Origin of the sequence: Microbacterium sp. (assembly GCF_043427715.1) — a bacterium.
In the GTDB taxonomy this organism is placed as follows: domain Bacteria; phylum Actinomycetota; class Actinomycetes; order Actinomycetales; family Microbacteriaceae; genus Microbacterium.
Window position 1 is genome coordinate 24,940 of record NZ_JBHWTD010000032.1, and the last position, 14,582, is coordinate 39,521.

14 protein-coding genes, 1 tRNA gene, 1 pseudogene and 1 riboswitch are annotated in these 14,582 nt (G+C 70.9%); of the genes and pseudogenes, 14 read left to right on the forward strand and 2 right to left on the reverse strand.

All coding sequences use genetic code 11. From position 1 onward, the window contains the following. The first annotated feature begins 22 nt into the window (after positions 1-22). The 3 genes from trmB (at position 23) to ACHFGS_RS03310 (ending at position 2,134) form a co-directional block, all read left to right on the forward strand. Positions 23-772 (forward strand): tRNA (guanosine(46)-N7)-methyltransferase TrmB, encoded by a 750-nt coding sequence (gene trmB, locus ACHFGS_RS03300; protein WP_394280148.1) that lies wholly within the window; start codon positions 23-25, stop codon positions 770-772. Continuing rightward, positions 772-1,665, forward strand: coding sequence for a CPBP family intramembrane glutamic endopeptidase (locus ACHFGS_RS03305; RefSeq protein ID WP_394280149.1), 894 nt, complete (start codon positions 772-774; stop codon positions 1,663-1,665). Before trmB ends, ACHFGS_RS03305 begins: the two co-directional genes overlap by 1 nt. A gap of 74 nt (positions 1,666-1,739) precedes the next feature. Further along, positions 1,740-1,804, forward strand: a riboswitch (guanidine-III (ykkC-III) riboswitch). Between the two features lie 12 nt (positions 1,805-1,816). Next, positions 1,817-2,134 carry a DMT family transporter gene (locus tag ACHFGS_RS03310; protein ID WP_394280156.1) on the forward strand — a complete coding sequence of 106 codons (318 nt, stop codon included), beginning with the start codon at positions 1,817-1,819 and terminating at the stop codon, positions 2,132-2,134. Positions 2,135-2,225: 91 nt separating this feature from the next. On the opposite strand, the gene ACHFGS_RS03315 is transcribed toward ACHFGS_RS03310, so the two are convergent. Next, a tRNA-Arg gene (locus tag ACHFGS_RS03315) sits at positions 2,226-2,298 on the reverse strand. Positions 2,299-2,378: 80 nt separating this feature from the next. Here ACHFGS_RS03315 and ACHFGS_RS03320 point away from each other — a divergent pair. Further along, positions 2,379-3,092, forward strand: coding sequence for an NUDIX hydrolase (locus ACHFGS_RS03320; protein ID WP_394280150.1), 714 nt, complete (start codon positions 2,379-2,381; stop codon positions 3,090-3,092). Between the two features lie 91 nt (positions 3,093-3,183). Continuing rightward, a complete protein-coding gene (locus tag ACHFGS_RS03325; RefSeq protein WP_394280151.1) occupies positions 3,184-3,828 on the forward strand; it encodes an SDR family oxidoreductase in 645 nt (214 codons plus the stop codon). A 32-nt stretch (positions 3,829-3,860) separates the two neighbouring features. On the opposite strand, the gene ACHFGS_RS03330 is transcribed toward ACHFGS_RS03325, so the two are convergent. After that, entirely contained in the window at positions 3,861-4,646 is a 786-nt protein-coding gene (locus ACHFGS_RS03330) for an SGNH/GDSL hydrolase family protein (RefSeq protein ID WP_394280152.1), read from the reverse strand. Positions 4,647-4,713: 67 nt separating this feature from the next. Between ACHFGS_RS03330 and ACHFGS_RS03335 the strand changes: the two genes are divergently transcribed. From ACHFGS_RS03335 to ACHFGS_RS03375, 9 genes and pseudogenes are all read left to right on the forward strand, one after another. Beyond that, positions 4,714-5,538 carry a transglutaminase family protein gene (locus ACHFGS_RS03335; protein ID WP_394280153.1) on the forward strand — a complete coding sequence of 275 codons (825 nt, stop codon included), beginning with the start codon at positions 4,714-4,716 and terminating at the stop codon, positions 5,536-5,538. Positions 5,539-5,593: 55 nt separating this feature from the next. Further along, positions 5,594-6,763 (forward strand): ATP-binding protein, encoded by a 1,170-nt coding sequence (locus ACHFGS_RS03340; RefSeq protein WP_394280154.1) that lies wholly within the window; start codon positions 5,594-5,596, stop codon positions 6,761-6,763. Between the two features lie 65 nt (positions 6,764-6,828). Then, positions 6,829-8,496 carry an arginine--tRNA ligase gene (gene argS, locus ACHFGS_RS03345; protein WP_394289147.1) on the forward strand — a complete coding sequence of 556 codons (1,668 nt, stop codon included), beginning with the start codon at positions 6,829-6,831 and terminating at the stop codon, positions 8,494-8,496. Between the two features lies 1 nt (position 8,497). Next, a complete protein-coding gene (locus tag ACHFGS_RS03350; protein ID WP_394279394.1) occupies positions 8,498-9,274 on the forward strand; it encodes an LmeA family phospholipid-binding protein in 777 nt (258 codons plus the stop codon). Between the two features lie 113 nt (positions 9,275-9,387). Beyond that, entirely contained in the window at positions 9,388-10,806 is a 1,419-nt protein-coding gene (gene lysA, locus ACHFGS_RS03355) for a diaminopimelate decarboxylase (RefSeq protein ID WP_394289148.1), read from the forward strand. Continuing rightward, positions 10,803-12,140: a homoserine dehydrogenase gene (locus ACHFGS_RS03360; protein WP_394289149.1), complete on the forward strand. Its 1,338-nt coding sequence runs from the start codon at positions 10,803-10,805 to the stop codon at positions 12,138-12,140. Before lysA ends, ACHFGS_RS03360 begins: the two co-directional genes overlap by 4 nt. 19 nt (positions 12,141-12,159) lie before the next feature. Then, a complete protein-coding gene (thrC, locus tag ACHFGS_RS03365; protein ID WP_394289151.1) occupies positions 12,160-13,242 on the forward strand; it encodes a threonine synthase in 1,083 nt (360 codons plus the stop codon). After that, on the forward strand, positions 13,239-14,171 hold the full coding sequence (thrB, locus tag ACHFGS_RS03370; RefSeq protein ID WP_394289150.1) for a homoserine kinase: 933 nt from the start codon (positions 13,239-13,241) through the stop codon (positions 14,169-14,171). The genes thrC and thrB overlap by 4 nt, the downstream gene beginning before the upstream one ends. Positions 14,172-14,335: 164 nt before the next feature. Further along, positions 14,336-14,582 (forward strand): annotated as a pseudogene (locus ACHFGS_RS03375) (transcription termination factor Rho); the annotation flags it as partial.

Here is a 14,582-nt window from a genome sequence, read left to right on the forward strand (position 1 = left end):
GCCCGCCGGATACCCTGGAGGCATGCCGGACGCCCCCGATTCCCCGCCGCGATACCGCGACAAGCCCGTCTCCTTCGTCCGGCGAAGCGGTCGGATGAGCGACGGTCAGGAGCGGGCCTGGACGGATCTTTCGTCCACGTACGTCATCGCCGTCGAACGGGATGCCGCGGCCACCAGCATCCGCCCCGGGTCGCAGATCGACCCGGCCACCGCCTTCGGCCGCACCGCGCCGCTGGTCGTGGAGATCGGCTCCGGGCAGGGGCACGCGATCGTCCATGCCGCTTCGACCCGGCCCGAGGCTGACTTCATCGCCGTGGAGGTGTTCCGTGCGGGTCTCGCGCGGACGATGCTCGACGCCGACCGGGCGGGCGTGAAGAACCTCCGGCTCGTCGAGGCGAACGCGCCTGAGGTGCTCCAGCACCTGCTGCCGGAGGCCTCCGTCGATGAGATCTGGATCTTCTTCCCCGACCCCTGGCACAAGGCCAAGCACAACAAGCGTCGCCTCATCGCCCCCGCCTTCCCGCCCATCGCCGCCCACGCCCTGCGTGACGGCGGCACCCTCCGACTCGCGACCGATTGGGAGGACTACGCCCTGCAGATGCGGGACGTGATGACGGATGCCGCGGACTTCACCCCTGCGTTCGAGGGGGAGTGGGCGGAGCGTTTCGACGGCCGGATCATGACCGCGTTCGAGCGCAAGGGCATCGCGAAGGGTCGCGAGATCCGCGACCTCGCCTACCGCCGCGCCCCGCGGACGGCGCGAACCGCGTGATGGCGCGCAGCGCCGACCTCGCGCGGCCGGTGGTCACGCTCGCGATCCTGCCTGCCTTGCTGGTGTGCCTGGCGGCGCCCGCGTTCTTCGTGCTGGAGGAGCCCCGTCTCGGATGGATCCTCCTCGGGGCCGGCGTCCTCGCCGCCGTCGTGATCGATCGTCGGACGCTGCGCCCCGGCGTCGCATCCGCCGGCGCCTCCGGCTCGGCGGAGCAGCCCCGGCCTGCGAGCCTCACGCGCGACCTGTCGCTCATCGCGATCGGCATGCTCATCGTCAGCGTGATCCCGCTCAAGGCCGAGCTCGACAACGGCGCCATGGTGCGCTTCACCCTCGCCCTCGGCGGCGCTGTACTCGTGCCGTACCTGATCTCACGGTTCGTCTATCGCGATCACGCGATCCGCTTCCCGTGGCGCGGCGGCGGTCGTTGGACATGGTGGCAGTGGGGGTGGCTGGTCGCCGTGCTCATCCTCGGCTGGCTGATCCTGCCGTTCTACTTCATCACCTCAGGCGTCTACGAGAACTGGCCCGTCGTCGACACCCCCGACCTGATCGCGCGACTGTTCGTCGGCGTCGGGGCGGTCGGCATCTGGGACGAACTTTTCTTCATCTGCACCTGCTTCGCGCTGCTCCGCCGTCACTTCGCGGACGTGACCGCCAACGTGCTCCAGGCGATCGTGTTCGTCTCGTTCCTGTGGGAGCTCGGTTACCGGGCGTGGGGTCCGGCACTGACGATCCCGTTTGCGCTGCTCCAGGCGGTCATCTTCCTGCGCACGAAGTCTCTCGCCTATGTCGTGACCGTTCACCTGCTGTTCGACGCGGTGGTCTTCGCCGTGCTCGTGCACGCGCACAACCCGGGACTCCTGGACGCGATCTTCCTCGTCCCCGCCCCCTGATCGCTCGGTGATCGGCGTGGCGCTGTCAAGGGGTCGGCGGCGGGATCTGCGGCGTGCCACGGTCGGGTAGGTTCGAGGCGGACCCACCCCGGTCCCCGGACGACGGTTCAGTACCCGGTGCGCGAAAAGACTGGCCAGGAAGGCAGTCATGCTGTCGTGGATCGTGCTGATCTTGTCAGGAGTCCTCGAAGCGGTGTGGGCGACGGCGCTCGGCAAGTCGGAGGGCTTCACGAAACTGTGGCCGACCATCGTGTTCGGCGCCGCACTGGTCGCCAGCATGGGCGGCCTCGCCTTCGCGCTGCGGGAGATCCCCACTGGCACCGGCTACGCCGTGTGGGTGGGCGTGGGAGCGGCCCTCACCGTCACCTACGGGATGGTCACCGGTGCCGAGTCCGTCTCGCTCATCAAGATCGTGCTGGTGCTCGGCCTGGTCGCCTGCATCGTGGGCCTGAAGCTCGTCTCCGACTGAGCCAAGGTCGAGATCTCACGCTCGTGGCCGACGAGGCCGCGAACAGTGACGGGCCCGGATCTCGATGAGACCCGGGCCCGTTCGTACGCCGTGCCCCCGGAGGGATTCGAACCCCCGACTTCTGGTACCGGAAACCAACGCTCTATCCCCTGAGCTACGGAGGCGTACCGATCGAGACTATCACCGTGAGCCGCTCGCGCCGCATCCGGGCGCCCCCACCTCCGTCACCGCCTAGCCTGGACGCATGACCTCACCCACCGACGGCGCCCGCGCCCAGTTGCAGGCGCTCGTGGCGGGGAGTTCGGGCGCGGCATCCGATTTCGATTTCGTGCGGTGGATGCCGAGCGTCGATGATCCGCGGTCGGCGGCGGTGCTGATCCTCTTCGGTGTGCTCGACGGCCGACCGAGCGACCACGTCGCGCAGGCCCAGGCCGTCTCCGCCGATCTGGACGTCCTCCTGCTGGCGCGAGCGGAGAGCCTGCGCTCGCACCCCGGGCAGGTCGCGTTCCCCGGCGGTCGGGTGGATGCAGACGATGCCGACGTGATCGCCGCGGCGCTGCGCGAAGCGCGCGAGGAGACCGGCCTCGACCCCGACGGAGTCGAGATCCTCGGCCCGCTGGAGCCGATCCCGCTGGAGCACTCGCGACACCTGGTGACCCCCGTGATCGGGTGGTGGCGCAGCCCCAGCCCTGTCGGCGTCGTCGACGAGGCCGAATCCGCTGCGGTCTTCCGAGCCCCGGTCGCCGACCTGCTCGACCCCGCCAACCGCGGGGTCACAGTGCTGCGCCGGGGCGACCAGACCCTGCGCGGCCCGGCGTTCCTGGTGCCGAACGGGGGAGGCTCCCACCTGGTGTGGGGGTTCACCGCGATGGTCCTCGACGGGCTCTTCACCCGTCTCGGCTGGACCGAGCCGTGGGACGACGGGCGCGAGATCCCCCTCGCCCCGCCCGTCCGCTGACGACGCCTTTCTCACGCCCGACCGAGAAGCGCAAGGCCACCCGACCCTTCCTCGAACCGCGCCTACGCTCGCAGGGACCGAAAGGAGCCTCATGGCACGCATCCTGCTCATCGGCGGTCACGGGAAGGTCGCCCTCCTGCTCGAACCGCTCCTCGTCGACGCCGGCCACCACGTGACGGCCGTCATCCGCAACCCCGACCACGAGGCGGACGTCGCCGCGACGGGCGCGACCCCGCTGGTCGCCGATGTCGAATCGTTCGACACCGCGCAGCTCACGAACCTCGTCGCCGGCAACGACGTCGTCATCTGGTCGGCGGGTGCCGGGGGAGGGTCGCCGCAGCGCACCTTCGCCGTCGATCGTGACGCCGCCATCCGCTCGATCGAGGCCGCTGAGGCCGCCGGCGTGACGCGCTACCTGATGGTGTCGTACTTCGGCGCCGGCCCCGACCACGGCGTGGACCCGGAGAACGACTTCTTCGCCTACGCCGAGGCCAAGGCGCAGGCCGACGAACGCCTCCGTGCGAGCTCGCTGGAGTGGACGATCGTCGCGCCGTCGACGCTCACGCTCGACGAGCCCACCGGCCGCATCGACACCGAGGCCACCGAATCGCAGTCAGTGCCTCGCGCCGATGTCGCCGCCGTCATCGCGGCATCCGTCGATGACCCCACGACGGCCCGTCGCACGATCTCGTTCAACAGCGGAGACGTGCCCATCACCGAGGCCGTGCGGGGCTGAGCCCGCCGCCCGGAGTCCGCCGCCGCGGCCCGTCAGGGGGTGGCGGGCTCCAGAGGCGCCTCGGTGCCCGCATCCGTCGTCGCACTGCGCTCGCGGAGCGCCTGCATGAGCCGCTCGGCGAGGTAGGTGTGCCCGGCGTCGGAGGGGTGCTTCGCGCCCACCCCGGTGTCGATGTAGTCGAGGTAGTTCTGCGGCGTGATCCACTGTTCGCGCAGCGGCGAGATGTACCACCAGCCGCGCTCGGCGGCCTCGGCCTCGAGATCTCCGTCGATGCGAGCGGTGCCCTCGTGCACCGGGAACGCGTGCGGAGTCGGACCCAACACCACGAACTGCGCGTTCGGGAAGCTGCGCTCGAAGCGGTCCCACGCCTCCGACACCCGTTCGCGGTAGCCGCGCGCGCCCTGCAGGCGGTCGTTGATGGACCCCTGCACGATGATCAGGTCGTAGTCGGCGGCGGGGTCGAGCCAGCCCGCGCGGGTGCCGAAGTCGGGCCCGTCGATGCCCGGCTTCATGTATCCCGAGCCGCGCACACCGTCGACCGTGATGTCCCAGCCGGTGTGGTCCTCGAGCTGGTACGCGTACCCGTCGGTGGGCCGTGTCGCCGCCGACCCGTATGTCCACGAATCCCCGAACACCAGCACGTCGGCATCCGCCGGCACCGACAGCGCTTCGATGCTGACCCCGCCCGAACCGGATGCCGCGGTGTCGACCGCCGGAGCCTGTTTCCAGGGCTGCCAGGCGGACAGCGCCACGATGGCGGCGACCCCGGCCGCGAGGAGGCCGAGGCCCCCCTTGCGCGCGCGCCGGTCAGAACTCATGCGACGAGGGTAAGCGATTCTCGCGGGCGACGGCGCCGGACGTCGTCGCGCATGCGAGGATTGGCCGGTGCAGCGCATCGTCCGAGCAGAACTCGACCTCCGGATCGAGGGCGCCCTGGACCTGATCCTCGCCGTCACCGTCGCTGCCGGCGTCAGCCGTGACAGCGAGGAGTTCGTGCTCCGTCAGGGCGGAGTCGACCTCACCCCGACAGAGCTCACCGACGCATCGGGGACGCGTCTGCACCGCCTCCACGTCGAGCCGGGCCTCGTCACGGTGACCTACGCGGCGACCGTCGGAGGGCAGACCGAGATGATCGACGCGACCGCGCTGGAGACGGCGGTCTACCTGCGACCCAGCAGATACGCGCCCTCGGACGCCGTCTTCTCGCAGGCCCGCCGCCTGTTCGGCGGGTTGCGGGGCGCGGACCTCATCTCCGCTGTCGAGCAGTACGTGTTCGACACGGTGACCTACTCGCCCGGTCTCTCGCACGGCACCGACTCGGCGGTGAATACCCTCGCCACGGGTCAAGGCGTCTGCCGCGACTACGCGCATCTGGTCATCGCACTGCTGCGGGCCATGGATGTCCCCGCGCGCTACGCGGCCTGCTACGCCCCCGGGCTCGTCCCGATGGACTTCCACGCGGTCGCCGAGGCCTACCTCGACGGGCAGTGGTGGGTGCTCGACGCCACGCGGCTCTCCAATCGCCGAGGCCTCGTCCGCATCGCCACCGGGCGAGATGCGGCCGACTGCGCCTTCCTCAGCTCCTACGGCGGCGACCTCGCGCTGACGCGGATGGTCGTCGACGCGCAGGTGATGGGGGAGCCGGAGGTCATCGACGCGGCATCCGACCCCACCGCCGATGACCGGAGCGCCCTCGTCGCGATCCGCTGACAACCTCCCGTCGCGTCACTAGGGTGTAAGGACCAGCTCAGACCCGGGGGCAGATGTGAAGACAGCGGATGATGCGGCTCGACGCGCCATCATCGAGGAGTACCGCCTCCTCGACGGCGTTCCCGAACCCGACATCCAAGGTCTCGTCGAGCTCGCCGCGATGGTGTGCGACGTCCCGACGGCGGTCATCAACATCATCGATGACCGGTTCCAGCACCAGATTGCGGCCGTCGGTCTCGAGCCCAGTGTCTGCGCGCGGGAGGACTCCATGTGCGCTGCGGTCTTCCGCGAGCCCGGGCACATCGTCCTGCGCGACGCGAGTCTCGATGACCGCTTCGTCGACAACCCTTTCGTCACCGGCGAGATCGCCGATGTCCGCTTCTACGCCTCCAGCCCCCTCATCACTCCGGTCGGGGTGCCGATCGGCACCGTCTGCGTCTTCGACGACCGGCCGCGCGACCTCAGTGAGGAGGGCAGCGATGCCCTCGCCCTCATCGCCCACCAGATCGTCGACGTGCTGGAGCTGCGGCGCATCACTCGCGAGCTCGGCGAATCGAACGAGCAGCTGGAGAGCTTCGCGGCCCAGGTCGCGCATGACCTCCGCAACCCCCTCACCGCTCTGATGGGGTACATCGAGCTGGCCGCCGACGTCGTCGACGTCGCCGAGCTCCCCGCCGCGACGAGAGCCCTCGGGCGCGCGGAATCCGTGGCCGACCGGATGTCGGGCATGATCGTGCGGCTCCTCGACTACGCACGCGTGGGTGGGGCGCCCATCCGGCTCAAGGACGTCGACGTGCACCCGCTCGTGTCCGCCACCGTCGAGGACCTCCGCGCCGTCGGGGCCGACCACGGCGTCGAGGTCGTCGTCGACGTCGCGACGCCGGTGCGCGCCGACCCCACCCTGCTCGGAGTGCTCCTCCAGAACCTCGTCGGCAATGCGATCTCCTTCGCGGGACTGCACAGCGATGCGCCCCGGGTGGAGGTTCGTGCGGAGACGGTGATCGGCGGCGTCCGGCTCACCGTCGACGACAACGGGCCGGGTGTGCCCGAGGCTGAGCGCGACCTCGTCTTCGAACCCCTCGAGCGCGGCTCCAACGCCGAAGCCCCCGGTTTCGGCATCGGCCTGGCCACCTGTCGCCGCATCGCGCACGCTCACGGGGGACGCATCGGAATCGAGCGGTCGCCGCTGGGTGGCGCCAGGCTGTGGGTGATCTTCCCGGAGTGACCGGGCCGTTCGGGAGGGATGCCGCGCAGGTGACGTGCGGCCGCGAAACGTAGACTGATGAGGTTATGAATCCCGAAGCCCTCTCCGCTGCCCTGCTCGCCGTCATCGCCCCGCTCGCCGAGGCGCGACGCCCGGGCGTCGCCGAGGGGCTGACCGCCGCCGACTTCCCCGTCGAGCGGCCCAAGAACCGCGACCACGGCGACTGGGCGTCCAACGCCGCGCTCAAGCTCAGCAAGCAGATCGGGGTGAACACGCGCGAGTTCGCCGCTGAGGTCGCGACCGCGCTCGCCGCCACCGAGGGCATCGCCTCGGTCGAGGTCGCCGGTCCCGGGTTCATCAACATCCGACTGGATGCCGCTGCCGCCGGCGCCCTCGCCCGCACCATCGTCGAGGCGGGCACGAGCTTCGGCACGAACCGGTCGCAGGACGGCAACACGATCAACCTCGAGTTCGTCAGCGCGAACCCCACCGGTCCGATGCACATCGGTCACACCCGCTGGGCCGCCCTCGGCGACGCGATCGCGCGGCTCCTGCTCGCCAGCGGCGCCACGCTCGTGCGGGAGTTCTACATCAACGACGCGGGCGCGCAGATGGACCGCTTCGGACGGTCAGTCCTCGCCGCGATCGCGGGCGAGCCCACCCCCGAGGACGGTTACCCCGGCGCCTACATCGACGACCTCGCCGCGCGGGTGAAGGCCGCCGAGCCCGGCATCCTCGACCTTCCCGAGAGCGAGCGGCTCGACATCGCCCTGGGCCGGGGCTACGAGTTCCAGATGGGGGATCTGAAGGCCTCGCTCGAGGCGTTCAACGTGCACTTCGACGTCTTCTTCAGCGAGCGGCTGCTGCACGCCCCGGGTCCAGACGGGGCTCCGAGCCTCGTCGACCAGGCCGTCGACCGCCTGCGCGCGCAGGGTCACGTCTTCGACGACCAGGGCGCCGTGTGGGTGCGCACGACCGACTTCGGCGATGACAAGGACCGCGTCATCCGTCGCTCCAACGGCGAGTACACCTACTTCGCCGCCGACGCCGCGTACTACCTGAACAAGGGCGATCGCGGCTTCGCGCACAAGATCTACCTCCTGGGCGCCGACCACCACGGCTACGTGCACCGCCTCAAGGCGCTCGCGGGAGCGGCGGGGGACGACCCCGACAAGGACATCGAGGTGCTCATCGGGCAGCTCGTGTCGGTCAACGGCGCGCGGCTGTCCAAGCGGGCCGGCAACATCATCGAGCTCGACGATCTGCGTGAGTGGCTCGGCACCGACGCGCTGCGGTACTCGCTCGCGCGCTACCCGGCCGACTCGCCGCTCACGCTCGACCCCGAGATCCTGAAGAAGCGCACCAACGACAACCCGGTGTTCTACGTGCAGTACGCGCACGCGCGGACGCACAACGTCGCGCGCAACGCCGCCGACTCGGGTGTCACCCGTGACGCGTTCGCGCCGGAGCTGCTGGACCACGAGAGCGAGTCGGCGCTGCTCGTCGCGCTGCAGGAGTTCCCGCGTCTGGTGGCGTTCGCCGCCGAGCTGCGCGAGCCGCATCGCGTCGCCCGGTACCTGGAGGAGCTCGCAAGCCTCTACCACCGCTGGTACGACTCGTGCCGCGTCACGCCGCTGGGCGACGAGGAGGTCACCGACCTCCACCGCACGAGGCTGTGGCTCAACGACGCGACCGGCCAGGTGCTGCGCAACGGACTCGACCTCCTCGGCGTGAGCGCGCCCGAGCGGATGTGACGTGACGACCACGACCGCGCCGCGCCGCCGCAGAGGCGGCTGGATCCTGCTCGCGGTCGTGGGCGTCGTGATCCTGCTCGTCATCGGCGCGGAGATCGCCGCGCGCGCCCTCGCACCGAAGATCATCCGCGACGAGCTGGTGTCGAACCTCGGACTCCGGGCTGACCAGGAGATGGACATCGACCTCCCGGGACCGTTCCTGCTGCCGTTCCTCGTCGTCGGCAACCTGCCGGAGATGTCGATCGCGGCCGACGACGTCGAGGTGGAGGGGCTCACCGGCGATGTCCGGGTGAAGCTGCAGGACGTTCCCGTATGGGGTGGGGCGGACTGGAGCGGAGGCGACGCGGAGGTGACCCTCGGCGAGGAGCAGACCCGCACCCTGCTGGCGCAGATCGAGGGGTTCCCCATCGACGCCTTCAGCCTCGACCCGCCTGAGGTCGCCCTCGACACCGAGCTGAACATATTCGGGGCATCGTTCCCGCTCGGGGTGCGGCTCGACGCGAGCGCGCGACAGGGCGACCTCGTCCTCGCGCCGACGCGCTTCCTTCTGGGGGGCACGGAGGTGTCGGCTGATGCCGTGCGCGAGCAGGTGGGGCCGGCGCTGGGATCGTTCGGCGAGGAGTGGCCCATCTGCCTCGCGGAGTACCTCCCTGCAGCACTCACGCTCACCGGAGTCGCGATCGAGGACCGGGGCGTCGTCGCCGACTTCGAGATCGACAGCGCCATCCTCCGCGATGAGTCGGCGCAGCGGCCCGGCAGCTGCGCCGCCGGTTCGTAGCGGCGCGTCACGGGGCCGGGGCCGGTTCTCCCGGTGCCCTAGACTGTGGGCACTGTCCGGGCGTGACCATCCCGCCCCGCAGCACCCGTTCCCACCCCTATTGGTGCCCCTGCGTGTCCACCGCTTCCGAACGTCCGGCCGTGCCCGAGTGGCTCGAGGTGCCCGAGGACGCGAACTCCCTCACCGCCGCCGTCTGGCCGGAGACCGCCGGCCGTGGCGACGACGGCGCGCTGCGCATCGGTGGTCTCGACGTCCGTGAGGTCGTCGCGCAGTTCGGCACGCCGCTGTACGTCCTCGACGAGGACGTCGTCCGCGCCCGGGCACGGCGGGTCCGCGCGGCCTTCGAGCACGCGGCATCCCGTCACGGCGGCACGGCCCGGGTGTATTACGCCGGCAAGGCTTTCCTCAGCACCGAGGTCGTCCGGTGGGTCACCGACGAAGGTCTCCGCGTCGACGTCGCGACCGGCGGCGAACTCGCCGTCGCCCTCGCCGCGGGCGCCGATCCCGCACAGCTGGGACTTCACGGCAACAACAAGCTCCTGCCCGAAATCGCCCGCGCCGTCGAGGTCGGCGTCGGCACGCTGGTCGTCGACAGCCTCGTCGAGATCGAGCGCGTCGCCGCGGCGGCGGCCGAGCGCGGCGTGACGCAGAACGTGATGGTGCGCGTCAACAGCGGCGTGCACGCCGAGACGCATGACTTCCTCGCGACCGCTCACGAGGACCAGAAGTTCGGCTTCGCGCTGACGGATGCCGCGGATGCCGTCGCCCGGATCCGCTCGCATCCTTCGCTCCGCTTCGTCGGCCTGCACTGCCACATCGGCTCGCAGATCTTCGGCACCGCGGGCTTCGAGGAGTCCGCGGCCCGCGTCGTCGACCTCCACGCGCGCCTGCTCGCCGGGGGCGATGTGCCGATGCTCAACCTCGGCGGCGGCTTCGGCATCGCCTACACCTCCGTCGACGACCCCACCCCGATCGAAGAGCTCGCGGGCGGCATCATCGACGCCGTCGCGCGGGAGTGCGGCGCCCGCGGCATCCCGCTCCCCGAACTCGCCTTCGAACCGGGTCGGTCGATCGTCGGCCCCGCCGGGGTGACGCTCTATACGGTCGGTACAGTCAAGCCCGTGCGCGTGTCGGATGAGCTCGAGCGGCTCTACGTCAGCGTCGACGGCGGCATGAGCGACAACGCCCGCCCCGCCCTCTACGGCGCGCACTACTCGGCCCGCGTCGCGTCGCGGACGAGTGCCGCCGCGCCCGCGCTGGCCCGGGTCGTCGGCCGCCACTGCGAGTCGGGGGACATCGTCGTCGACGCCGAATACCTGCCCGGCGACGTGACCCCCGGCGACCTGCTCGCCGTGCCCGCGACCGGCGCCTACTGCCATTCACTGGCGAGCAACTACAACTATGTGCCGCGTCCGCCCGTCGTGGCGATCGCCTCCGGCGAGGCCCGCCTCATCGTCCGTGGCGAGACCGTCGACGACCTGCTCGCGCGCGACCTCGGCGTCGCCCGCCCCACCGTGGAGGAGTCCGCATGATCGAACCCCGCCGCCTCCGGGTCGCCCTGCTGGGGGCCGGCGCCGTCGGCTCGCAGGTCGCCCGCCTTCTGCTCACCCACGCCGACGAGCTCGCCGACCGTGCCGGTGCGCCGCTCGATCTCGTCGGCATCGCCGTGCGCGACGTCGACGCCCCGCGTGAGGTCGAGCTTCCCGACGGTCTCCTGACGACGGATGCCGGCACTCTCATCGCCGGTGCCGACATCGTCATCGAGGTCACCGGCGGCATCGAGCCCGCCCGCACCCGCATCCTCCACGCGCTCGCGAGCGGCGCCGACGTCGTCACGGCGAACAAGGCTCTGCTGGCCACCCACGGCGCCGAGATCTTCGAGGCCGCCGACCAGGTCGGTGCGACCGTCGCCTACGAAGCCGCCGTCGCCGGCGCGATCCCCATCATCCGGCCGTTGCGCGACTCGCTCGCCGGCGACCGGGTGCGCCGCATCATGGGCATCGTCAACGGCACCACGAACTACATCCTCGACCGGATGGACCGCGAAGGTCTCGACTTCGGCGACGTCCTCGCCGAGGCGCAGCGCCTCGGGTACGCCGAGGCAGACCCGACCGCCGACGTCGAAGCCTTCGATGCCGCGCAGAAGGCCGCGATCCTTGCGAGCCTCGCCTTCCACACCACCGTGCCCCTCGAATCGGTGCACCGTGAGGGCATCAGCTCGATCGATGCCGGCGTCATCGACGCCGCGCGCAAAGCCGGCTACGTCGTCAAGCTCCTCGCCGTCTGCGAGCGGCTCACCGATCAGCCCGACGCGCTGCCCACCGGTGAGGCGATCTCCGTCCGGGTGTACCCCGCCCTCGTCCCGCGCGAGCACCCGCTCGCCTCTGTCCACGGCGCCAACAACGCCGTCTTCGTCGAGGCGGAGGCGGCCGGTGACCTGATGTTCTACGGGGCCGGCGCCGGCGGCGTGCAGACCGCCTCGGCCGTGCTCGGCGACGTCGTCTCGGCCGCGCGCCGCCATATCGCCGGCGGACCCGGCGTGGGGGAGTCCACACGGGCGAATCTGCCGATCGTCCCCATCGGCCGCATCACGACGAGCTGCCAGATCACGCTCGAGGTCGACGACCGGCCCGGCGTGCTCGCGACGGTCGCCGGCATCCTCAGCGACGGACACGTGTCGATCGCGACCGTCGAACAGACCACCTCCGCCGGCGCCGCCGGTGGGGACGCCGGGGGCGCGGTCGCGCACCTGGTCATCGGAACCCACACGGCTCGGGAGCAGGACCTCGCCGACACCGTCGAGCGTCTGGCCGCGGACCCCGCGGTGCGGCGCGTGGTCTCGGTCCTGCGCGTAGAAGGAGACTGACATGGCGGAGAGAAACGATATGGTCCACGTCTGGCGCGGAGTCCTCCGCGAGTTCGCCGATCGCCTGGGCGTCACCGACGCCTCGACCGTGGTGACACTCGGCGAGGGCGGCACCCCGCTCATTCCCGCCGCGTCACTGTCGCGCATGACCGGTGCCGACGTGTACGTGAAGTTCGAGGGAATGAATCCGACCGGCTCGTTCAAGGACCGCGGCATGACCGTCGCCCTCTCCCGTGCCGTCGAGCACGGCGCGGAGGCCGTCATCTGCGCCTCCACCGGCAACACCTCCGCGTCCGCTGCCGCGTACGCCGCCCACGCCGGCATCACCGCCGCCGTCCTCGTCCCCGAGGGCAAGATCGCGATGGGCAAGCTCAGTCAGGCCGTCGCCCACAACGGCACGCTCATCCAGATCCGCGGCAACTTCGACGACTGCCTCGAGATCGCCCGCGAACTCGCCACCGGCTACAAGGTGCACCTGGTCAACTCGGTCAACCCCGACCGCATCGAGGGGCAGAAGACCGCCGCGTACGAGGTCGTCAGCCAGCTCGGTGACGCCCCCGATTTCCACTTCATCCCGGTCGGCAACGCCGGCAACTACACCGCTTATTCGCGCGGGTACCGCGAAGAGGCCGAGCGAGGCGTCGCCACGCGCGTCTCCCGCATGTTCGGCTTCCAGGCCGCCGGCTCCGCTCCGCTGGTCTCGGGCGAAGTGGTCAAGAACCCCGAGACGATCGCGTCCGCCATCCGCATCGGCAACCCGGCATCGTGGGATCTGGCCCTCGAGGCCAAGGCCGCCACCGACGGCTGGTTCGGCGCGATCGACGACGAGCGCATCTTGGCTGCACAGAAGCTCCTCGCCGGCACCGTCGGCGTCTTCGTCGAGCCGGCATCCGCCATCAGCGTCGCCGGTCTCCTCGACCGTGCCGAAGCGGGCGTCATCCCCGCCGGGGCGAAGGTCGTCCTCACCGTCACCGGCCACGGTCTCAAGGACCCGCAGTGGGTGCTCCGCAACGCCGACGGCAGCCACGTCGAGCCGCTCGTCGTCGACGCCACCACGAGTGAGGTCGCCTCGGCGCTCGACCTCACGCCCGTCGCGGGATGACGGTCGCAGGCCGCAGCGTCGTCGTCCGTGTGCCGGCGACCAGTGCCAACCTCGGACCGGGGTTCGACACGCTCGGCCTCGCGCTGAGCGTCCACGACGAGCTCGTCGTGACGGCCCTGGCCGAGCCCGGGCTCGAGATCGAGGTGACCGGCGAGGGCGCAGCCGATGTCCCCACCGACGCGTCGCACCTCGTCGTGCGCTCGATGGCGTACGCGTTCGAAGCCTGCGGCAGGGTGATGCCCGGCATCCGGCTGTCGTCGGTCAACACGATCCCCCACGGGCGGGGGATGGGCTCGTCGGGAGCGGCGGTCGTGGCAGGGCTCCTGGCTGCCAAGGGCCTGCTTGCCGGTGACGTCGAGATCGGGCCGGAGACGCTGCTGCGTCTGGCGACCGAGCTCGAAGGCCACCCTGACAACGTGGCCCCCGCGCTGTTCGGCGGACTCACGATTGCCTGGGTGGACGACAACGGTCCCCAGCACAAGAAGCTCGCGGTGCACCGCGGCGTCTCGCCTCTCGTTTTCGTCCCCGAGTTCACGATGTCCACCTCGGTCGCCCGCGGGCTCGCGCCGCTGCAGGTGACCCGCGAGGACGCCGTCTTCAACGTTTCGCGGTCGGCACTTCTCATCGCCGCGCTCACGCAGAGCCCTGAGCTGCTGATGGCGGCGACGGAGGACAAGCTCCACCAGTCCTACCGTGCACAGGCGATGCCCGAGACCGACGCCCTCGTGCGAGGGCTCCGCGCCGCCGGGTTCGCGGCCGTCGTCTCGGGGGCCGGGCCGAGCGTGCTCGTGCTCGCGGACGGCCCGGGTCGCCGGCTCGACGCGGCCGCTCATGCCGCCACGCTCACCGACACGCGGTGGACTCCGCTCCTGCTGGCCGTCGATGTCAAGGGTGGTACAGTGAGGGACAACGCGGAGGATGCCACGTAGTCACGTGAATCTGCCCTCCATCGCAATCTGCGAAGCACCGCACATCCCCTCTCATCGGGTCGGCGCATCACCTGTGTTCGCGTGAACACCCACCTGAGGATCGGTCTCCGTCGTGGACGGGACCTGCTGCGGTTATGACTTTCCACATCTGAAAGGGAGAACTCGTGGAGTCCATCTCCGAGATCCAGACCGGCGACGACGTCGCCACCTCGACGCCCGCGCCGGCCGCCGAGCAGCCCACCATCGCTTCGGCCGACCAGGCCGCCGGCGACGCCACCGCCGACGCTGCTGAGAAGCCCGCCAAGGCTCCCCGCAAGCGCGCCCCACGCCGCGCGAAGAGCACCGACGCTCCCGCCGCCGAGAGCACGGACGCCGCCGCCCCGGACGCTGAGGCGCCGGCCGCGCAGGCGG

Bases quoted from the DNA above. Each gene is read 5' to 3' on its own strand.
- trmB (WP_394280148.1), top strand. From the start codon at position 23: ATGCCGGACGCCCCCGATTCCCCGCCGCGATACCGCGACAAGCCCGTC.
- ACHFGS_RS03305 (WP_394280149.1), top strand. From the start codon at position 772: ATGGCGCGCAGCGCCGACCTCGCGCGGCCGGTGGTCACGCTCGCGATC.
- ACHFGS_RS03320 (WP_394280150.1), top strand. From the start codon at position 2,379: ATGACCTCACCCACCGACGGCGCCCGCGCCCAGTTGCAGGCGCTCGTG.
- ACHFGS_RS03325 (WP_394280151.1), top strand. From the start codon at position 3,184: ATGGCACGCATCCTGCTCATCGGCGGTCACGGGAAGGTCGCCCTCCTG.
- ACHFGS_RS03330 (WP_394280152.1), bottom strand. From the start codon at position 4,646: ATGAGTTCTGACCGGCGCGCGCGCAAGGGGGGCCTCGGCCTCCTCGCG.
- argS (WP_394289147.1), top strand. From the start codon at position 6,829: ATGAATCCCGAAGCCCTCTCCGCTGCCCTGCTCGCCGTCATCGCCCCG.
- ACHFGS_RS03360 (WP_394289149.1), top strand. From the start codon at position 10,803: ATGATCGAACCCCGCCGCCTCCGGGTCGCCCTGCTGGGGGCCGGCGCC.
- thrC (WP_394289151.1), top strand. From the start codon at position 12,160: ATGGTCCACGTCTGGCGCGGAGTCCTCCGCGAGTTCGCCGATCGCCTG.
- thrB (WP_394289150.1), top strand. From the start codon at position 13,239: ATGACGGTCGCAGGCCGCAGCGTCGTCGTCCGTGTGCCGGCGACCAGT.